Consider the following 17,422-nt stretch of genomic DNA (forward strand, 5'->3'; position numbering starts at 1 on the left):
CGTGATAGTGATTTTGTGCTAGGCGATGCCCATGACCATGCTCCCGCTCGACGACCAGCTCTGCTTCGCGCTTTACAGCGCTTCGATGGCGATCAATCGAACCTATAAGCCGCTGCTCGACACGCTCGGCATCACCTATCCGCAATATCTGGTGCTCCATACGCTGTGGGAAGAGGACGGCCGCACGATCGGCGCGATCGCGGAGCGCCTCGATCTCGAGTTCGAGCACAGTCACCCCGTTGGTCAAGCGGCTCGAAGCGGCAGGCTTCGTCGCGCGCGAGCGCAACACCCAGGACGAGCGCCGCGTCCATGTGAAGCTCACCGATCGCGGATCCGGCATGCGCGATGAATGCACGTGCCTGGGTGAAGCGCTGCTCGCCAAGGCCGGGATGGATGCCGATCGGCTGGTCGCGCTGCGCACCCGCGTCAAGCAGTTCAACGCCGCGTTGACCAAGGAATAGCGGTCTTGCGCGGAACCAGTTTTGATCCGAAACTGGCGCCATGCTCTATCTGGACGACCTGGAACCCGGGATGAAGCGCGCCTTCGGGCGGTACGCAGTCACGCGTGAGGAAGTGCTCGACTTCGCCCGACGCTACGACCCCCAGCCCTTCCACCTCTCTGACGAAGCAGCAGCGCAAACCCATTTCGGCCGGCTGGCGGCAAGCGGCTGGCACACCTGCTCGATGACAATGTCGATGCTGGTCGCCGAGATGGCGGTCCATCCGCAGGCGAGCCTGGGGGCCGCCGGCATCGACGAACTGCGCTGGCTCAAGCCCGTCCATCCCGGCGACGTGCTGCGCTGCGAGACCGAAATACTCGAAGTACGCCCCTCGCAAAGCAAGCCCGGCATGGGCAGCATCCGCAACAAGATGACCGTATTCAACCAGAACGACGAACCTGTGCTCAGCTTCATCGCTCTCGCCCTGATGCGGCGCCGGCCCGAAGCCTAAGCTAAGGGGCGTCGCGCAGCTCTTGCCCGTTGCCGCCGTTCCAGTCATTTTCAAGCATGGTCGGCATCCGTGGAATTGCATGCATCCTTGCGGCTTCGCTCTTCTGCTTGGCCGCTTGCCAGCAGACGACGCCCAGACTCACCGACGAACAGGTTGCGAGTTTGCGCGAAGGGCTTCCCGGCATTTCAGAGCAGTGCCTGCAAATGGCTCGCGATGGCGGGGTCGAGGCAATTCCGAGCGCCGTCGACCAATGCTTTAAAATGACACCCTCGCAACACTGGCACGGCTTGTGGCGAGACGATTTCGAAGGCCGGAGATTCTGCCCCGCCCCAGCGCGACAATGCTCGATCGAGACGCCAGGGCCCAAGATTTGGCCTAGGTTCAAAGACGAGAAGAGGCCGATCGGCAACCAAGCGACGGGCAAGCTCTATGCCGTCGAGTTCATCGGCCGCCGAACGCAGAGCCCGGGCGCGCACGGCCATATGGCGCAATCCGAGCATGCGATATTGATCGACCAGCTGCTGGCCATCTCTCCGGTCGACTAGCTCATGATCCGACAAACGCCCGCTTTCGGAATTGTGGCCGAACGGCCGTCCGAAGGTGGAAAGCGCACCTTCTCTTCGTCACCCCGGGCTCGACCCGGGGTCCCGCTACTTCTGTCTTTCGATATGCACTATGAAGGTCGAGGCGGCTGGATCGGCTCGTCCGGGCCGAACGAGCGCCCTCGATCACCGATTGCATCGTGCATAAAAAAGCACCTCAAGTGCTGGCGTCGCGAACGGAGTTGGCACTGCTAGAAGGCGCTACCCCCGAGTGGCATGATCTATTCCATCATCTCGCCTGAACTCAGTAGCGGGACCCCGGGTCGAGCCCGGGGTGACTAGTGGCAAGACAAAAGTCCCTAACTGGCCGTTCCCAGCCCGCCCCCTAGTCGCGCCGGCCACGGCGTCCCTGGCCGCGCTCGCCGCTGGTACTCCGGCCGCCTTCCCAGCGCTGGCCGCCATTGCCGGTGCCGCGGCGATACGCGCCATCGGGGCGCCCCTGCGGTGCGTTCCGCCATTGTCCGTCGGTGGTGCCGCGGCGATAGGGTTCGTCGCGATTCTGCCATTGCCCGCGGCGCTGCTCGCCCGCGCGGTCACGATCGAACTGGCCCCAATTATGGTTCTCGCGGGGCCCGCGCCAATTGCTTCGGCGGGTTTCCCAATAGCGACGCTGGCCGCTGTTCCAGCGATGCGGGCGGCGGTCGCGGTCGTAGACGTAGAAGCCCGAGCCGGGATAATAATAGTCGCCATACCAGCCATAATAGCTGCCGTAGCCACCGCCATAGCCGCCATAGCCATAGTCGTCATATCCGCCGTAATAACCGGGGCTGGAATAGCCGACCGACACTGCGGAATAGCCGCCGCCATAGCCATAGCCATCGTCGACGCAGCCGCTAAGCGCAGCCGCTCCGGCCAGGGACGCCGCCAGCGCGGCGAGACGAATGCCCATCTTCACTCTCCTCAATTCAAGGAGACGAACCAGCAGCGGCGCTTGCCGGTTCCGTGGCGCGCTCAGTGTCCGTCGAACGCCACCAGCGCGTGGACGGCGATGCCGTCGCCGCGCAGCGCATCGGCGCCACCGAGTTCAGGCAAGTCGATCACGAACGCCGCCTGGGTGACTTCGGCCCCCGCCTTGCGCAGCAGCCGCACCGCGGCCCGCGCGGTGCCGCCGGTGGCGATCAGGTCGTCGACCAGCAGCACCCGCGCGCCGGGCGCGCAGGCATCGGCGTGGATCGCGATGCGGTCGGTGCCATATTCCAGCGCATAATCCTCGGCGATCGTCGCGCCGGGCAGCTTGCCGTCCTTGCGGATCAGCAACGTGCCGGTGCCGAGCCGCACCGCCAGCGCAGCGCCGAACAGGAAGCCGCGCGCCTCGATACCCGCGACGAGATCGATCGGCCCGTCGACCGCCTCGGCCATTCGCTCGATGGTCAGCCGCAGTCCCTCGGCATCGAGCAGCAGCGTAGTGATGTCGCGAAACTGGATCCCCGGCTTGGGAAAGTCGGGGATCGTGCGGATGCGATCGCGGATGTCGTCATTGGCCGCCGGCATGGCGCGTCTCCAGAAAGCAATACGGAGCCGGACTCGCCGACTCCGTCACAAGAAGTTCGGCCCCGAACCTGGGGTCCGGGGCCGATATAGGGTCGATCAGTGCTTCACGCCCCGCCATACTGTCAGGTACGCGCCATATGCCAGCACGGTGGCGAACAGCAGGAACAGCACCACCGCGAGGCCGGCGGCATGGCGCTTCTCCATCGTCGGCTCGGCGCTCCAAACCAGGAATGCCGCAACGTCCTTGGCCATCTGGTCCTTGGTCGCGCGGGTGCCGTCCGAATAGGTCACCTGGTCGTCGCCGGTCAGCGGCGGCGGCATCGCGATGCTGAGGTTCGCGAAATAGGGGTTGTAGTGCGAACCCTCGGGCGTCTTGGCGCCCGGGAACTTCTTGAGCAACTCGGCGGGCTGCTGCTCTTCATAGCCAGTCAGCAGCGAGTAGATATAGGCGCCGCCGCCATGCCGCGCCTTGGCGATCAGCGTCAGATCGGGCGGCGAGCCGGTGCCGGGATAATAGACCTTGGGGAAGCGGTCCGAGGGCAAATTGTCGCGCTCGCCCCAGGTTCCGGCCTTGGCGTCCTGCACCGGCTGCTTGATCGGCCAGTCCTTGGCGATCTTCTTCACTTCGGCTTCGCTATAGCCGATGTCGCCGAGCTCGCGGAACGAGGCCAGGCTCAGCGAGTGGCAGGTCGAACAGACCTTCTCGAAGACCAGGAAGCCGCGCTGGATCTGGGCATTGTCGAACTTGCCGAACGGCCCGTCGGATTTGAGCGCCAGCGCCTTGGGGTGATGGTGGAATTCCTCCTCGGCGGTCGGCTGGGGCGGCTCCTTGATGAGGCCGGTAATGGTGCCAAACAGCGCGAGCGCGAGCACGCCGATAAAGGCGAAGCCCACCAGGAACTTGATCGAGCGCATAAACAGCGGAAGCATGTCTTCGATTCCCCCTTACGCGCTCAGCGCCGTTTCACTGATCCGCGATCCGCCATGATCGCCCAGCACTGCCTCGGTGATCGAGTTGGGTAGCGGCTTGGGCGTTTCGAGGCGCGAGATGATCGGCACGATGACCAGGAAATGCGCGAAATAATAGGCTGCGGTGAGCTGGCTGACGATCACGACTGCCGGCGTCGCCGCCGATCCGCCGCAATAGCCGAGCACCAGCACGTCGAGCACCAGCACCCAGAAGGCGATCCGATAGGCCGGGCGATAGTTTGCCGAGCGCACCGGCGAGCGATCGAGCCAGGGCAGGAAGAACAGCAGCAGGATCGAGCCGAACATCGCCAGCACGCCCCACAGCTTGGCCGGGAGGATGAAGTCCGCGGTGAAGGCGCGCAGGATCGCGTAGAACGGCCAGAAATACCATTCGGGGACGATGTGCGCCGGGGTCGAGAGCGGGTTCGCCGGGATGTAGTTGTCCGGATGGCCCAGATAATCGGGGAAGAAGAAGATCAGCGCCGAGAAGATGATCAGGAACACGCCCACGCCGAAGCCATCCTTGGCGGTGTAATAGGGGTGGAACGGCACGGTATCCTGCTCGCCCTTCACTTCTACGCCGGTGGGGTTCGACGAACCCGGGATGTGCAGCGCCCAGATGTGGAGGATCACCGCACCGGCGATCACGAACGGCAGCAGATAGTGGAGCGAGAAGAAGCGGTTGAGCGCGGCGTCGTCGGGCGCATAGCCGCCGAGCAGCCAGACGCGGACCCAGTCGCCCACCACCGGGATTGCCGAGAAGAAGCCGGTGATCACCTGCGCCCCCCAGAAGCTCATCTGCCCCCAGGGGAGCACATAGCCCATGAACGCGGTCGCCATGATCAGCAGGAAGATCACCACGCCGATCAGCCAGATCATCTCGCGCGGCGCCTTGTACGATCCGTAATAAAGCCCGCGGAAGATGTGGATATAGACCACGGTGAGGAACATGCTGGCGCCGTTGGCATGCGCGAAGCGCAGGAACCAGCCGGCGTTGACGTCGCGCATGATGCCGCCGTTCACACTGTCGAATGCGCCCGCGGCCGAGGAGTGGAAGTGCATCGCGAGCACGATTCCGGTCACGATCTGGATCACCAGGCACACCCCGGCGAGCACGCCGAAGTTCCAGAAATAATTGAGGTTGCGCGGGACCGGATAGCCGGCGCCGACCGCGTTATAGACGAAGCGCGGCAGCGGCAGGCGGCTGTCCACCCACTGCATCACCGGGTTCTTGGGTTCGTAATGGCGTGCCCAGGGAAAGCTCATGCGCGTCTATCCTCACCCAACCACGACGACAGTGTCGGACGTGAATGCATATTCCGGAACCTCGAGGTTCTTCGGTGCCGGACCCTGGCGGATCCGGCCCGCGGTATCATAGGCCGAGCCGTGGCACGGGCAGAAATACCCGCCGAACGGCCCGCGATTCTCGCCCTCGCCCGCGCCCAGCGGCACGCAGCCGAGATGGGTGCACACGCCCAGCGTGATCAGCCAGTTGGTCTTGCCTTCCTTGGTGCGCTGCTCGAGCGTCTGCGGATCGCGCAGGCTCGACACCGGAACGGCATCGGCCGCGGCGATTTCCGCCGGCGTCAGGTTGCGCACGAACAGCGGCTGCTTGCGGAAGCTCGCCTTGATCGCCTGGCCCGGCTCGATCGCCGAGACATCGAGCTCGGTGGTCGACTGCGCGAGCACGTCGGCCGAGGGATTCATCGAATTGACCAGCGGCAGCACGACCACGCCGCCGCCCACCGCCGCCACCGATACGGCCGCATAGGTCAAATAATCGCGCCGACGGGGATTCTCTATCGCCTCGCCCGGAGGGACCACCGTCTGGGTAGGGGAGACACCGTCTTCATGCGTTGCCATGCTTCAGCCCTTGCACTCGAAACAACCGCCGCGGACGCACGGTTTAGAAACAGGACGCGGGCGAATACAACCACCCGATGCCGCCCGGTTTGCCCCCGGAGGCTGGCCGGGTTGATAGCCGGGCGCGCAACGCTTTGCCAACAGACATTTTGCCCCACCCCCGCCACCCGGCGCGCGGAGCCGTTGCGCACAGGGGATGACGACGCCGTAGCGCTCGGCTAAGCGCGCACCCCATGCGGCTCGCCCTCTTCCAGCCCGAGATCGCCGGCAATGTCGGCGCCGTCCTCCGCCTCGGCGCCTGTTTCGGCGTCGGCATCGATATCGTCGAGCCCATGGGGTTCCCGTGGAGCGACAAGCGCCGCAAGCGCTCGGCGATGGATTATGACGACAAGGTCGAGGTCCGGCGCCACGCCGATTTCGAGGCGTTCGACGCCGCGCTTTCCGGCCGGCTGGTGCTGTTCACGACGAAAGGCGGCGTCCGCCTGCCCGATGCGACGTTCGCGGCCGGCGACACCTTGCTGTTCGGCTCGGAAAGCGCCGGCGCGCCCGATTTCGTCCATCAACGTGCCGAACTGTCAGTGCGCATCCCGCTGGCGGCAGGGTTGCGCTCGCTCAACCTCTCGGTCGCCGCGGGGATCGGATTGAGCGAAGCGCTGCGCCAGACACAAGGATATCCCGAATGAAGCCCCTCGACGAACAGCAGCAGCGCGCGCGCACCTGGTTCGAGAGCCTGCGCGATGCGATCTGCGCCGAATTCGAGGCGATCGAGGGCGAAGCGGGATCGGACGCGCGGTTCGAGTATCTTTCCTGGGACCGCGCCGATCCCTCAGGCGCGCCCGGCGGCGGCGGCGTCCGCGGGGTGATGAAGGGCAAGGTGTTCGAAAAGGTCGGCGTCAACGTCTCGACGGTCGGCGGCGCGTTCGAAGGCGAATTCGCCAAGACCATCCACGGCGCGGGCGAGGATCCCAGCTTCTTCGCCACCGGGATCAGCCTGGTCGCGCACATGGCCAATCCGCACGTCCCCGCGGTGCACATGAACACCCGCTTCCTGGTCACGACCAAGCGCTGGTTCGGCGGCGGCGCCGATCTCAACCCGCCGCTTCCGATCGCCGAGGATACCGACGCCTTCCACGCCGCGCTCAAGGCCGCGTGCGACGCGCACGATCCCACCCATTATCCGCGCTTCAAGCAATGGGCCGACGAGTATTTCTACATCCCCCACCGCAAGGTCCATCGCGGCGTCGGCGGGATCTTCTACGATCACCTGGAGAGCGATTGGGAAGCCGATTTCGCCTTTACCCAGGATGTCGGCCGCGCGTTTCTCGATATCTTCCCGCGCATCGTCCGGCGCCGCATGGGCCTGGCGTTCAGCGAGGCCGACCTCGTCCAGCAGCGCGAATGGCGCGGGCGCTATGCCGAGTTCAACCTGATCTATGACCGCGGCACGCTGTTCGGACTCAAGACCGGGGGCAATGTCGACGCCATCCTGATGAGCCTTCCACCGGTCGCGGCCTGGGCCTGAGAAGATGGGCCTGACCCCGGTCCCCGACAGTCAGATCGCGACGGTGGTCACCTCGCTCGAAATGCGCGCACGGCCGCCGCTGCGCCCTACTCCGCCCTCGCCGTTCCGGCTGGTCCACTGGCCGGCGCCCGACAGCGAGAAATACCGCGCGCTGTTCCGCCGCGTCGGCGCGCCCTGGCTGTGGTTCTCGCGGCTGGTGATGGCGGAGACCGACCTGCGCGCCATCCTCGATGACGCGGCGGTCGAAGTCTATGCCGTGGTCGATCGCGCCGGGATCGAAGTCGGCATGCTCGAGCTCGACTTCCGCCACGCCGCGACCTGCGCGCTTTCTTATGTCGGGCTGATCCCCGAACTTGCCGGCAAGGGCCATGGCAAGTGGCTGATGGCGCAGGCGCTCGGCCTCGCCTGGCGCAAGGGCGTCGCGCGGGTGTGGGTGCACACTTGCACGCTCGACCATCCCGCCGCGCTTGGCTTTTACCGGCGCCACGGCTTCGTGCCCTATAAGCGCACGGTGGAGACCTTCGCCGATCCGCGGATCGCCGGGGCGCTGCCCGCCGATGCCGCGCCTCAGATCCCCTGCCTGGGGCTCCCGGCGCGATAGAAGGCGACGCGCAGCAGCGTGAGCGCGGTCCACGATCCGGCGCCGACCACCGCCATCGCCAGATAGCCCAGCGCCATCGCCACCTGCCCGCCGCCGAGCAGCGCGCCGATCCCGCCGGTGATCCCGGCGACGAAGAACATCGCGAGCAGACTGAGGAACAGCACCATGCCCGCGCCCGCCAGGATCGCGATCCACACCGTGCCGCCGCTGCGCCGCCAGCCTTCGCGGATCGCCGCCACCGGCCCGGCCTCGGGCGCGGCGGCATAAGCCGGGATCGCCAGCCAGGTGCGCGAGAAGATCAGCAGCCCGGGCAGGAGGAACAGCGACAGCCCCAGCCCGAACAGGAAGCTGCCCATAAGGTCGATCGCCAGGAACGGCAGGAAGCGCCGCAGCGTCGCGATCAGCACCTCGCCCAGCGTCCGCTCCCCGGTCTGGAGGAACAGCGTCATCACGGCGAAGCTGCCGAAATCGAGCGCGAGGTTGGCGCCCAGGATCGGCACCAGATTGGCGCTCTGGAACGCGCGCAGCGCCTCGGGCAGTTGCTCGGCAGTGACGTCGCCGGGGAAACCGCTCGCACCGATCAGCAGCACCATGCCGAGCATCGGCACCAGGAAGAACATCCCCGCCAGCGGGACGAGCAGCCCGCGCTCGCGGCGCCACAGGGCTGCGGCGTCGGCGAGCACGCCGGCCAAATGCAGGCTCATGCGGGCGTGGCGGCGTTGCGCAGGCTCGCCTGGCGGGCGAGCGCGAGATAGAGTTTGGCGGTGAACGCCGCGCCGACCACCATGAAGCCGGCCTGCACCGCCGCGGCGACGATCGAGGTCAGCACGCCGCCCAGGCTCAGCCCGTCGACGGTGCCGCCCGCAACCAGCGCGAAGATGCTGCCGAACACGGTTTTCGCAGCGAGCTGGGCCACCCAACTGACGATCGCATAGAGCAGGATCACGCCAAGGATCCGCCAGGTCGCCCCGCGGGTGAGCGCCCAGGACTGGCCGAACGCGCTCAGCAGCCCCTTCTCGCGGACGATCACCGGATTGACCACCGCCAGCCGAGCGGCAAGCCACAGCAGCACCCCGAAAAGCGCAAGCCCGTACAGCGCGATCGTGCTGGCGACGGGCCCGCTGATCGCAGGCATCTCGCCATTGGCCAGCGCGACCATGTCGACGCCGCTACCGGCCAGGATGAAGGGGATCGGCAGCGCCAGCGCCAGCGCCGCGACGAGCACCACCACCCAGACCAGCAGCGCCGCGGGAAGCCGGCGCAGCGCGATCCGGCCCGAGCCATGTTCGGTCGCCAGGTCGAGCGCCATCGCGACGATCGCCAGCGAGCCCCAGAGCGAGAGCACTGCAAACAGCAACTGCACCAGCCGCAGCACCAGCGCCAGCGAGGGGCCTGCGCCGGGCATCACCGCCTGGAAATTGCCGCCGATCGAAGCGGGCACGAAGAACGCGACCAGCGCGATCGGCAGCACCGCGCCCAGATTGTCGCTGATGAATTCTGCGGTCCGGTCCCAGACCGTGCCCATCTTGACCATTAAATTTCCCTCCGGCGCCCTCGTGTTAGCCGTGCCTCGCCACCTTGCCAATGCGCGGCCGCGCACAACCTTGCGCAAAGCGCTGCGCGCGCCCAAGTGCCGCGCCATGGAACCCGATATCGAATGGCGCGCGGAGACGGGCCGCATCGACTATGCCCAGGCGCTGGCCGAAATGGAGGCCCGCGCGAGCGCGGTGACCCGCGGCGAGGCGCGCGAACTGGTCTGGCTGCTCGAGCATCCGCCGGTCTATACCGCGGGCACCAGCGCGACCGACGCCGCCGAACTGCTCGATCCGCGCTTCCCGGTCCACCGCACCGGGCGCGGCGGGCGCTATACCTATCACGGCCCCGGCCAGCGGATCGGCTACCTCGTTCTCGACCTGCGCAACCGCAAGCGCGATGTGCGCGGCTATGTCCATGCGCTGGAGAGTTGGGTGATCGCGGCGCTCGGCACCTTCGGGATCGAGGCGTTCGCCGCGCCCGGCCGGGTCGGCATCTGGACCCGCGACGGCGGCAGCGAGGCCAAGATCGGCGCGATCGGGGTGCGCATCCGCCAATGGGTGACCCTCCATGGCTTCGCGATCAACCTCGATCCCGATTTGAGCCACTTTGGCGGAATCGTGCCGTGCGGGATCGCCGAATTTCCGGTCACCAGCGCGGCCGCGCTGGGCAAGCCGGTCACTGCAGCGCAGTTCGATTCAGCCTTGGCCGCCACATTCTCGCCATTCTTGGACGCTCTGTCGGCCTGAACCGCAAAATGGAGTCTTGAGGGCTCGGCCCGAACCGGCTAATGTCCACGCCGGTTTGGGTATTAAACGGCGCATCCGCTGTCCAAACCCATTATCTAGGGAGCTTTTACATGCGTGCAGTCCTTTCCAAGATCGTTGCAGGTTCGATGATCGCCGGTGCGGCCCTTCTCGCCTCGGCGTGCACCAGCAACGAATCGTCGACCAACGTGACCAACACCACCGAAGTCGTGCCGACCGAGAACGTCACCACGACCGACACGATGGTCACCAACATCGACGCGGCTGCTCCGGTCGAGAACGCCACCGTCGAGACGACCAACACCACCGTCACCGAGAACACCACCACCAACGCGATGTAATCATCGCGCGCGGAAGCGTGTTTTGAAAAGGGCCGTCCGGGCGACCGGGCGGCCCTTTTGCTGCGCAGCATGTCCGCCGATGCGGTGAAGCGAGTCCGCGCCGCGCGCGACGTGCAGAAAGTGCTTGGGCCCCGATTCAAAAAACCGTAACCACGTTCAAGGTTTAGGATAATGAGGGCAGGATGCTCGCTCCGCGTATCGTAGGAATGCTGGCCGTCACGGCCGGCCTGTTCGTGTCGGCGCCCGCGTCGGCGCAATTCTTCTTGAAGCCGATGAACTTTGCCAGCGAACGCGTCACTGGCGCCGAACCTGGCATGGTCGGCTCGGCGCTGCCCGATGCGTCGCCCGCCGAGCTGCGCGCCGCGCTGGTGTGGAACCTGCGCGCCGCGCTCAATGTTGCTGCACTGCAATGCCAGTTCGAGCCGACCTTGCTGACGCTGCCGAATTACAATGCGCTGATCAAGGATCACGCAGTAGAACTTCGTACCGCTTACGAAACGCTCGATAAGTATTTTGAGCGCGCGTACAAGAGCAAGAAGATCGGCCAGACCGAGCTCGACAAGTTCGGTACGCGTGTCTATTCGGGCTTTTCGACGGTCTCGGGACAGCTCAATTTCTGCCAGACTGCCGCCGCAATCGGCCATGACGCATTGTTCACTAAGGTTGGACAGTTCAGCGAGCTGGCGCAGGATCGCATGGCCGAGCTGCGCAAGAGCCTGATCGCCTGGGGCGACCAGACCCGCGGCGGCCGCGCCGGCTATTCGCTGCCTCTGGGCAAGCTGCCCCCTTCAGCAACGACAAATGCTGGAAGAAGGGCAAGTACCAGCCCAAAAAGTGCGGCCCGATCGCCTGAACGATTGATCCTCCCCCGCCAGGGGGAGGAGAATAGCTAGCGCAGCCCCAGCATCTTGTGCGTCTGGAGCGACAGCCGCCATTTCGGCCGCGCCATCGCGAAATCCACCGCCGCCGCGACGTTCGCCTGGCCGCGCGCGTCGTCCATCGGCTGGACGAGGAAATTGGCGAAGTCCCAGCCCTCGAGCGCATCGACATCGGTGCCCGGCTGCGGCCAGACCAGCTTCAATTCGTCGCCCGATCGCTGGACGACGTCGCTCCCTGCCTTGGGGCTGATGCACACCCAGTCGATCCCGGGATGCGCCGCCAGCGTGCCGTTGCTCTCGATCGCGATGCGGAAGCCGCGGGCGTGGAGCGCCGCGACCAGCGCGTCGTCGATCTGCAGCATCGGCTCGCCGCCGGTGAGCACGACGAAACGGGCGTCGCGCCCCGCCCCCCAATGCCCCTCGACGGCGTCGCCCAGCGCATCGGCATCGGCAAACTTGCCGCCGCCCAGCCCGTCGGTGCCGACGAAATCGGTGTCGCAGAATTTGCACACCGCGCTCGCCCGGTCCTGCTCACGCCCCGACCAGAGGTTGCAGCCGGCGAATCGCACGAACACCGCGCGCGACCCGGCGTTCACGCCCTCGCCCTGGAGCGTGAGGAACATCTCCTTGACGGCGTAGCTCATGGCTTGATCGCGTAGTCCGTCGGATCGGGGAGCCCGGCCTCCTCGAAGCCCTTGGCGCGCAGCCGGCAGCTGTCGCACAGCCCGCAATGCAGCCCGCCGGGCGCGGGATCGTAGCACGACCAGCTCATCCCCGCGTCGAGCCCCAGCCGCGCCGCCTCGCGGACGATATCGGCCTTGGTCATGGCCTGCAGCGGCGCGCGGATGCTGAACGGCGTGCCTTCCACCCCGGCCTTGGTCGCGACTTCGGCGAGCTTCTCGAACTCGGCGATGAATTCGGGGCGGCAATCGGGATAGCCCGAATAATCGAGCGCGTTGACTCCGATATAGAGGTCGCGCGCGCCCGCCGCCTCGGCCCAGCCAAGCGCCAGGCTCAGGAAGATCGTGTTGCGCGCCGGCACATAGGTCACCGGGATGTCGTCGCCGACGCCTTCTTTCGGCACGTCGATATCGGCGGTCAGCGCCGATCCGCCGAACGCGCGCAGGTCGAGCGGCAGCACGACATGGCGCTCGGCGCCCAGCATCGTCGCGATCCGCCGTGCCGCGGCGAGCTCGACCTGATGGCGCTGGTTATAGTCGATCGAGAGCGCGAGCAGGCGGTGCCCGTCTTCGCGCGCGCGCGCGGCCGAAACCATCGAATCGAGCCCCCCGGAAACGAGGACCACTGCTACGCTTTGAGTCATGCTGCCGCCGCTAGCGCGTTTCGCGCCCTTCTGGAATCAAAATGGGCCGCCGCAGCGGCCCAAGGGCAGGGAAACTGTGCCGGAGAGAGAAGCCCGGCAGGGAGCGCCCCGATACTGGCACGACAAGCCTTGCCGAACCGCTAACGCCGCTAGTTGCAGGCCCCCACCCGCCGGCCCTCGAATTCGGCGGCGAACGGCGCGCCGTCGATCACGCCCTGCGTCTGGATGCTGATCAGCCGCGGCGTCTCGGTCGAGATCACTGTGCGGCCATTGCCATGCCCCGTGCAGGTGTAGCGGATCGTCGCCGATCGCGGGCTATTGTCCATCAAGACATGGTCGCACTGCAGATTGGGGTGGAGCAGCTGGATCAGCGCGGCGCGACTGCCCAGGCAGATCTTGCGCGTCTCGCCTTCGGGCGCCTTGAGCTCCCATTGGCCGCTCTCCAGCCCCGCCAGCGCGGCCGGAACGCCGGGACGCTGGGCCGAGGCCCCGCCAATACCCCCGACCAGCAACGCACCCATCAACGCCGGGCGAACGATACGCCTAAGCACCATTACCAACTCCCCCGGGGCCACGATCCACCCGTGCGCCCCTTGCAGAAACCCCGCGCCGATATGGCGCCGCCGCGCGGTTTTACAACGCCGGCGGAACGAAATCGGCGAGCGGAAGTCGGTATTTGGTCGAGCAGAATGCGCAGTCGACGGTGATCACGCCCTCCTCGTCGGCCATGTCCGCACGCTCGGACTCGGGGAATTTTGCGAGCACCTGCTGGATATAGTCCGCATCGCAACGGCAGCCCCGCGCCAGCGCCGTGCCGCTCAGGATCCGCACTTCGGGCTCCTCGTTGAACAGCCGCCACACCAGGCTTTCGAGCGGGATCGCCGGATCGGCGAGCTCGTCGGCGCCCATCGTCGATCCCAGAGCCTCGACATGCTGCCACTCGGGATGGTCAAGCCGCACGTGCAGCCGCTCGCGCCCTGCCTCGCCCTCGGGCAGATGCTGGAGGAAGATGCCCCCGGCGATCAGCTTGCCGTTCGCGTCGCGCCGGGTGCCCAGGCGGACCAGGCTCGGAATCTGCTCGGACTGGAGGAAATAGCTTTCCGCCGCCTCGCCCAGCGATTCGCCGTCGAGCGGCACGATCCCCTGATAGCGTTCCTTGGTGGTCGCCTGATCGAAGGTGATCGCCAGATGGCCCTTGTTGAACAGCGCATAGAGCGACGGATTCTTCCCCAGCCGAGCGAGCCGCTCGGCGTCGAACTGGACATAGCCGCGCAGCTCGCCGTTCTTGTAGTCGCACACCATCAGGCTCACGATGCCGCCCTGGGTCTGCGCCTGCAGCGTCATCTGTCCTTCGGCATCCTTGAGCGTCGCGCCGAGCAGCGCGGTGAGCGTCAGCGCCTCGGCGAGCAGCCGCTCGATCACCGGCGGATAGGCATGCGCCGAAAGGATCTGGTCGAGCGCCGGCCCCAGCCGGGTGACGCGGCCGCGGGCGTGGCGGCCCGGGATGGTGAAGCCGACGACGCGGTCGAGATCGGTAGTGGGGGCGGCGGTGGTCATCGCAAATCTCCGCGTCCGCGCCGCCCGGGCATCAGCCGGCGGTCCCTTCGGACGGATTGTTGGGTTCCGGCGCTAGATAGGAAGCGCCGGCCCCAAAACAACTCAGCCGATCTGGCCGAAACACCAACGCAGGACCGACTTCTGCGCATGCAGCCGGTTCTCTGCCTCGGGCCAGATCAGCGATTGCGGCCCGTCGATCACGGCGTCGACCACTTCCTCGCCGCGATGCGCGGGCAGGCAGTGGAGGAACTTGGCGTCGGGCTTGGCCCCGGCCATCAGCGCCTCGGTCACCTGGAAGGGCATCATCGCCGCCAGCTTGGTCTCGGCATGGTCCTGCCCCATCGAGATCCAGGTATCGGTGACGATCACGTCGGCGCCCTCCACCGCTTCGCGCGCGCTGCCGACGACCCGCGCCCGGCCCCGGCCCCGCGCGACGTCGGCGTCGCTCGGCTGGAACCCCTGCGGACAGGCGGCGACGACGTCGAACTGCATCAGCCCGGCGGCCTCCATGATCGAGGCGAGCACGTTGTTGCCGTCGCCCAGCCACGCGACCTTCAGGCCGGGGAGCGCCTTGCCGTTCTCGATCAGCGTCAGCAGGTCGGCCATGATCTGGCACGGATGCGAGGCGTCGGTGAGCCCGTTGATCACCGGCACGCTGGCATAGCGCGCCATGTCGACCACCTTCTGGTGATCGTCGGTGCGGATCATGATCGCATCGACATAGCCCGACAGGATCCGCGCGGTATCGGCGATGCTCTCGCCGCGGCCGAGCTGCATGCTGCCCGCCTCCATCACGATCGAGGTGCCGCCGAGCTGGCGGATCGCCATGTCGAACGAGACGCGGGTGCGCGTCGAATTCTTCTCGAAGATCATCGCCAGCACATGGCCGGCCAGCGGCGCGTCGGCATCGGCCTTGCCCTTGGGCCAGCCCTTGCGCGCGTCCTTGCGGGTCAGCGCATCGCCCAGCATCGCGGCGACGCCGTCCGGGCCCGCATCCGAGAGATCGAGAAAGTGGCGCATCAGATCCTCCCCGGCACAGGGAGGGGGACCGTTCGCGAAGCGAATGGTGGAGGGGGCGCGCCCCAAGCCATTCGCCAACGGAGTGCCCCCTCCACCATGCTGCGCATGGTCCCCCTCCCCATGCTGGGGAGGATCAATTCAGTCATCGCTCGGCAGCGCGAAGCTGCGCGCGCCTGCGCTCAGCCGCTCGACGCATTCGGCGATATGGCTCTCGTCGATCACCAGCGGCGGCAGCACGCGGAACACGTTCTCGCCCGCCGCGACGGTCAGCAGCCCGTGATTGTCGCGCAGATGCGCCACGAAATCGCGGCTCACCGCCGGCTCCTTCATCTTGATGCCCAGCATCAGCCCCTTGCCGCGGATTTCCTCGAAGAGGTGATCGTGGTTGGGGATCAATTGCTCGAACGCCGCGCGCAGCCGGTCGCCCATCGCCTCGACATGCGGCAGGAAATCGGGCTCTAGCATCACGTCGAGCACCGCCTGCCCCGCCGCCATCGCCAGCGGATTGCCGCCATAAGTCGATCCGTGGGTGCCGATCACCATGCCCTTGGCCGCCTCTTCGGTCGCCAGGCACGCGCCGAGCGGGAAGCCGCCGCCGATGCCCTTGGCCACGGTCATGATGTCCGGGGTGATGCCGTAATGCTCATAGGCCCACATCTTGCCGGTGCGCCCGTAGCCGCACTGGATCTCGTCGAGGATCAGCAGCAGGCCATGCTCGTCGCACGCTTTCCGGAGCCCTTGGATGAACTCGGGCGTGCCCGCGGTCATCCCGCCCTCGCCCTGCACCGTCTCGACCAGGAAGCCTGCGGTCTCGCCGTCGATCTTGGCGAGCGCGCCCTCGAGATCGTTGAACTTCACATAGTCGAAGCCCGGCAGCAGCGGCTCGAACCCGTCGCGCATCTTGGCCTGGTCGGTGGCGCTGATCGCGCCGAGCGAACGCCCGTGGAACGCGTTCTTGAAGGTGATCAGCTTGTGGCGCTGCGGGTTGCCGTTGACGTAGTGATAGCGGCGCGCGGTCTTGATCGCGCACTCGATCGCCTCGACCCCCGAATTGGTGAAGAACACCGTGTCGGCGAAGCTCACATCGACGATCCGCTGCGCCAGCGCCTCGCCCTGCGGGCTGCCATAGAGGTTGGAGACATGCATCAGCGTCGCCGCCTGCTCGGCGATCGCCTTGGTCAGATGCGGATGGCCATGGCCCAGCGCATTGACCGCGATGCCGGCGGCGAAATCGAGATACTGCTCGCCGCGCTCGCCATAGAGATACACCCCCTCGCCTCGCACCGGACGCACCCCGCACCGTGGATAGACGGGCATGAGCGGGGTGATGGCCACGAGCAACCTCCTTCAAAAAGCAAAAGGCGACCCCGCGGGCCGCCGGAGCGCGCTTTTACGGTTCGGCGAAGGGAGGCGTCAACACCATGCGGCGCGGATCGTCCAAGGCAGCGATCGACGACAGCGAAGGCCCGGCGATTTCGCCGGTCTGCGGCCACGCACCCTTGCCCGCGATGCCTCAGCCGCTATGCAAGCACCAAGCCGTTGGAGAAGCACCCGCATGTTCTTTGCCTTGATGCTCGCCATCGCTCTGCCGGTTCAAGCCGGGCCGGTCGCGCCGGTCGCAGCGACGGCGCCCAGCGATGCTGCTGCGCTCGAAGCGCTCAACCGCGATTGGCTGACGGCCTATAAGACCCGCGATGCCGCCACCCTGGCCCGCATCCTCGCCGACGATTTCGAGGCGGTCTATCCGGGCGGCCGCGTCCTGCGAAAGGCCGACGTGTTGCGCGTCGCGACGAATCCGACACGGATCATCACCGATATCACCTGGGACAATCTCAAGATCATGGTGTTCGGCGATGTCGCCGTCGTCTCGGCGCGCTCCAGGCTAGCCGGCACCGATGCCGGAAAGCCCTTCACCGCCACCAATGATTTTGCCGACGTCTATGTGAAACGGGACGGCGCCTGGCGCGCGATATCGGCGCATGTCGTGCGCGCGGCCGACTGAG

At 66.6% G+C, this 17,422-nt stretch carries 22 protein-coding genes and 1 pseudogene; 10 read left to right on the forward strand and 13 right to left on the reverse strand.

Going from position 1 to position 17,422, the window contains the following annotated elements:
- Positions 1–31: 31 nt before the first annotated feature.
- The 3 genes and pseudogenes from AB2M62_RS12970 to AB2M62_RS12980 all read left to right on the forward strand — a co-directional run bounded on the left by AB2M62_RS12970 (position 32) and on the right by AB2M62_RS12980 (position 1,496).
- Positions 32–461 (forward strand): annotated as a pseudogene (locus AB2M62_RS12970) (MarR family winged helix-turn-helix transcriptional regulator).
- Positions 462–501: 40 nt separating this feature from the next.
- Complete coding sequence (locus tag AB2M62_RS12975) at positions 502–951, forward strand: MaoC family dehydratase (RefSeq protein WP_404334331.1); 450 nt, start codon at positions 502–504, stop codon at positions 949–951.
- A 56-nt stretch (positions 952–1,007) separates the two neighbouring features.
- Positions 1,008–1,496: a hypothetical protein gene (locus AB2M62_RS12980; protein ID WP_404334333.1), complete on the forward strand. Its 489-nt coding sequence runs from the start codon at positions 1,008–1,010 to the stop codon at positions 1,494–1,496.
- Positions 1,497–1,878: 382 nt separating this feature from the next.
- Here AB2M62_RS12980 and AB2M62_RS12985 read toward each other — a convergent pair whose 3' ends face one another.
- The 5 genes from AB2M62_RS12985 to petA form a co-directional block, all read right to left on the reverse strand.
- Positions 1,879–2,442 (reverse strand): hypothetical protein, encoded by a 564-nt coding sequence (locus tag AB2M62_RS12985; RefSeq protein WP_404334335.1) that lies wholly within the window; start codon positions 2,440–2,442, stop codon positions 1,879–1,881.
- 62 nt (positions 2,443–2,504) lie between these two features.
- Positions 2,505–3,044, reverse strand: a complete 540-nt coding sequence (locus AB2M62_RS12990; protein ID WP_404334337.1) for an adenine phosphoribosyltransferase — start codon at positions 3,042–3,044, stop codon at positions 2,505–2,507.
- A 96-nt stretch (positions 3,045–3,140) separates the two neighbouring features.
- Positions 3,141–3,974, reverse strand: coding sequence for a cytochrome c1 (locus AB2M62_RS12995; RefSeq protein ID WP_404334339.1), 834 nt, complete (start codon positions 3,972–3,974; stop codon positions 3,141–3,143).
- Between the two features lie 15 nt (positions 3,975–3,989).
- Complete coding sequence (locus AB2M62_RS13000) at positions 3,990–5,279, reverse strand: cytochrome bc complex cytochrome b subunit (protein WP_404334342.1); 1,290 nt, start codon at positions 5,277–5,279, stop codon at positions 3,990–3,992.
- Between the two features lie 12 nt (positions 5,280–5,291).
- Positions 5,292–5,876 (reverse strand): ubiquinol-cytochrome c reductase iron-sulfur subunit, encoded by a 585-nt coding sequence (gene petA, locus AB2M62_RS13005; RefSeq protein WP_404334344.1) that lies wholly within the window; start codon positions 5,874–5,876, stop codon positions 5,292–5,294.
- A gap of 233 nt (positions 5,877–6,109) precedes the next feature.
- Here petA and AB2M62_RS13010 point away from each other — a divergent pair, with 233 nt between their 5' ends.
- Genes AB2M62_RS13010 through AB2M62_RS13020 form a run of 3 tightly spaced genes read left to right on the forward strand, consistent with a single transcriptional unit; the run spans position 6,110 to position 7,999 of the window.
- Positions 6,110–6,559 carry a tRNA (cytidine(34)-2'-O)-methyltransferase gene (locus AB2M62_RS13010; RefSeq protein WP_404334346.1) on the forward strand — a complete coding sequence of 150 codons (450 nt, stop codon included), beginning with the start codon at positions 6,110–6,112 and terminating at the stop codon, positions 6,557–6,559.
- Positions 6,556–7,398: an oxygen-dependent coproporphyrinogen oxidase gene (hemF, locus tag AB2M62_RS13015; RefSeq protein WP_404334348.1), complete on the forward strand. Its 843-nt coding sequence runs from the start codon at positions 6,556–6,558 to the stop codon at positions 7,396–7,398. Before AB2M62_RS13010 ends, hemF begins: the two co-directional genes overlap by 4 nt.
- A gap of 4 nt (positions 7,399–7,402) precedes the next feature.
- Positions 7,403–7,999 (forward strand): GNAT family N-acetyltransferase, encoded by a 597-nt coding sequence (locus AB2M62_RS13020; RefSeq protein WP_404334350.1) that lies wholly within the window; start codon positions 7,403–7,405, stop codon positions 7,997–7,999.
- Here the strand turns inward: AB2M62_RS13020 and AB2M62_RS13025 are convergent.
- Together AB2M62_RS13025 and AB2M62_RS13030 are read right to left on the reverse strand one after the other, a co-directional pair.
- The gene (locus AB2M62_RS13025) at positions 7,966–8,703 is read right to left on the reverse strand and encodes a hypothetical protein (RefSeq protein WP_404334352.1); all 738 of its coding nucleotides are present in this window, start codon (positions 8,701–8,703) and stop codon (positions 7,966–7,968) included. The genes AB2M62_RS13020 and AB2M62_RS13025 overlap by 34 nt on opposite strands.
- Positions 8,700–9,533 carry a hypothetical protein gene (locus tag AB2M62_RS13030; RefSeq protein ID WP_404334353.1) on the reverse strand — a complete coding sequence of 278 codons (834 nt, stop codon included), beginning with the start codon at positions 9,531–9,533 and terminating at the stop codon, positions 8,700–8,702. Before AB2M62_RS13030 ends, AB2M62_RS13025 begins: the two co-directional genes overlap by 4 nt.
- Positions 9,534–9,639: 106 nt before the next feature.
- On the opposite strand from AB2M62_RS13030, the gene lipB reads away from it, so the two are divergent.
- From lipB to AB2M62_RS13045, 3 genes are all read left to right on the forward strand, one after another.
- Entirely contained in the window at positions 9,640–10,281 is a 642-nt protein-coding gene (gene lipB / locus AB2M62_RS13035) for a lipoyl(octanoyl) transferase LipB (protein WP_404334355.1), read from the forward strand.
- 110 nt (positions 10,282–10,391) lie between these two features.
- Complete coding sequence (locus tag AB2M62_RS13040) at positions 10,392–10,640, forward strand: hypothetical protein (RefSeq protein ID WP_404334357.1); 249 nt, start codon at positions 10,392–10,394, stop codon at positions 10,638–10,640.
- A 182-nt stretch (positions 10,641–10,822) separates the two neighbouring features.
- Positions 10,823–11,533, forward strand: a complete 711-nt coding sequence (locus tag AB2M62_RS13045) for a hypothetical protein (protein ID WP_404334359.1) — start codon at positions 10,823–10,825, stop codon at positions 11,531–11,533.
- Here the strand turns inward: AB2M62_RS13045 and queE are convergent.
- From queE to AB2M62_RS13075, 6 genes are all read right to left on the reverse strand, one after another.
- Positions 11,530–12,162, reverse strand: a complete 633-nt coding sequence (queE, locus tag AB2M62_RS13050; protein ID WP_404334361.1) for a 7-carboxy-7-deazaguanine synthase — start codon at positions 12,160–12,162, stop codon at positions 11,530–11,532. The genes AB2M62_RS13045 and queE overlap by 4 nt on opposite strands.
- A complete protein-coding gene (queC, locus tag AB2M62_RS13055) occupies positions 12,159–12,842 on the reverse strand; it encodes a 7-cyano-7-deazaguanine synthase QueC (protein ID WP_404334363.1) in 684 nt (227 codons plus the stop codon). Before queC ends, queE begins: the two co-directional genes overlap by 4 nt.
- Before the next feature lie 149 nt (positions 12,843–12,991).
- The gene (locus tag AB2M62_RS13060) at positions 12,992–13,396 is read right to left on the reverse strand and encodes a DUF3617 domain-containing protein (protein WP_404334365.1); all 405 of its coding nucleotides are present in this window, start codon (positions 13,394–13,396) and stop codon (positions 12,992–12,994) included.
- Between the two features lie 79 nt (positions 13,397–13,475).
- Entirely contained in the window at positions 13,476–14,399 is a 924-nt protein-coding gene (locus tag AB2M62_RS13065; RefSeq protein ID WP_404334367.1) for an Hsp33 family molecular chaperone HslO, read from the reverse strand.
- 102 nt (positions 14,400–14,501) lie between these two features.
- On the reverse strand, positions 14,502–15,419 hold the full coding sequence (gene argF, locus AB2M62_RS13070; protein WP_404334369.1) for an ornithine carbamoyltransferase: 918 nt from the start codon (positions 15,417–15,419) through the stop codon (positions 14,502–14,504).
- Positions 15,420–15,557: 138 nt separating this feature from the next.
- Complete coding sequence (locus tag AB2M62_RS13075) at positions 15,558–16,754, reverse strand: aspartate aminotransferase family protein (RefSeq protein ID WP_404334371.1); 1,197 nt, start codon at positions 16,752–16,754, stop codon at positions 15,558–15,560.
- Between the two features lie 220 nt (positions 16,755–16,974).
- Between AB2M62_RS13075 and AB2M62_RS13080 the strand changes: the two genes are divergently transcribed.
- Positions 16,975–17,421 carry a nuclear transport factor 2 family protein gene (locus tag AB2M62_RS13080; RefSeq protein ID WP_404334373.1) on the forward strand — a complete coding sequence of 149 codons (447 nt, stop codon included), beginning with the start codon at positions 16,975–16,977 and terminating at the stop codon, positions 17,419–17,421.
- The last annotated feature ends 1 nt before the right edge of the window (position 17,422 follow it).

The sequence above is a fragment of the Sphingomonas sp. MMS12-HWE2-04 genome (assembly GCF_044881185.1).
Taxonomy (GTDB): domain Bacteria; phylum Pseudomonadota; class Alphaproteobacteria; order Sphingomonadales; family Sphingomonadaceae; genus Sphingomonas.

What these genes read in the sequence shown, in the direction of transcription:
- AB2M62_RS12975 (WP_404334331.1), top strand. Translation starts at nt 502, where the DNA reads ATGCTCTATCTGGACGACCTGGAACCCGGGATGAAGCGCGCCTTCGGG.
- AB2M62_RS12980 (WP_404334333.1), top strand. Translation starts at nt 1,008, where the DNA reads ATGGTCGGCATCCGTGGAATTGCATGCATCCTTGCGGCTTCGCTCTTC.
- AB2M62_RS12985 (WP_404334335.1), bottom strand. Translation starts at nt 2,442, where the DNA reads ATGGGCATTCGTCTCGCCGCGCTGGCGGCGTCCCTGGCCGGAGCGGCT.
- AB2M62_RS12990 (WP_404334337.1), bottom strand. Translation starts at nt 3,044, where the DNA reads ATGCCGGCGGCCAATGACGACATCCGCGATCGCATCCGCACGATCCCC.
- AB2M62_RS12995 (WP_404334339.1), bottom strand. Translation starts at nt 3,974, where the DNA reads ATGCTTCCGCTGTTTATGCGCTCGATCAAGTTCCTGGTGGGCTTCGCC.
- AB2M62_RS13000 (WP_404334342.1), bottom strand. Translation starts at nt 5,279, where the DNA reads ATGAGCTTTCCCTGGGCACGCCATTACGAACCCAAGAACCCGGTGATG.
- petA (WP_404334344.1), bottom strand. Translation starts at nt 5,876, where the DNA reads ATGGCAACGCATGAAGACGGTGTCTCCCCTACCCAGACGGTGGTCCCT.
- AB2M62_RS13010 (WP_404334346.1), top strand. Translation starts at nt 6,110, where the DNA reads ATGCGGCTCGCCCTCTTCCAGCCCGAGATCGCCGGCAATGTCGGCGCC.
- hemF (WP_404334348.1), top strand. Translation starts at nt 6,556, where the DNA reads ATGAAGCCCCTCGACGAACAGCAGCAGCGCGCGCGCACCTGGTTCGAG.
- AB2M62_RS13020 (WP_404334350.1), top strand. Translation starts at nt 7,403, where the DNA reads ATGGGCCTGACCCCGGTCCCCGACAGTCAGATCGCGACGGTGGTCACC.
- AB2M62_RS13025 (WP_404334352.1), bottom strand. Translation starts at nt 8,703, where the DNA reads ATGAGCCTGCATTTGGCCGGCGTGCTCGCCGACGCCGCAGCCCTGTGG.
- AB2M62_RS13030 (WP_404334353.1), bottom strand. Translation starts at nt 9,533, where the DNA reads ATGGTCAAGATGGGCACGGTCTGGGACCGGACCGCAGAATTCATCAGC.
- lipB (WP_404334355.1), top strand. Translation starts at nt 9,640, where the DNA reads ATGGAACCCGATATCGAATGGCGCGCGGAGACGGGCCGCATCGACTAT.
- AB2M62_RS13040 (WP_404334357.1), top strand. Translation starts at nt 10,392, where the DNA reads ATGCGTGCAGTCCTTTCCAAGATCGTTGCAGGTTCGATGATCGCCGGT.
- AB2M62_RS13045 (WP_404334359.1), top strand. Translation starts at nt 10,823, where the DNA reads ATGCTCGCTCCGCGTATCGTAGGAATGCTGGCCGTCACGGCCGGCCTG.
- queE (WP_404334361.1), bottom strand. Translation starts at nt 12,162, where the DNA reads ATGAGCTACGCCGTCAAGGAGATGTTCCTCACGCTCCAGGGCGAGGGC.
- queC (WP_404334363.1), bottom strand. Translation starts at nt 12,842, where the DNA reads ATGACTCAAAGCGTAGCAGTGGTCCTCGTTTCCGGGGGGCTCGATTCG.
- AB2M62_RS13060 (WP_404334365.1), bottom strand. Translation starts at nt 13,396, where the DNA reads ATGGTGCTTAGGCGTATCGTTCGCCCGGCGTTGATGGGTGCGTTGCTG.
- AB2M62_RS13065 (WP_404334367.1), bottom strand. Translation starts at nt 14,399, where the DNA reads ATGACCACCGCCGCCCCCACTACCGATCTCGACCGCGTCGTCGGCTTC.
- argF (WP_404334369.1), bottom strand. Translation starts at nt 15,419, where the DNA reads ATGCGCCACTTTCTCGATCTCTCGGATGCGGGCCCGGACGGCGTCGCC.
- AB2M62_RS13080 (WP_404334373.1), top strand. Translation starts at nt 16,975, where the DNA reads ATGTTCTTTGCCTTGATGCTCGCCATCGCTCTGCCGGTTCAAGCCGGG.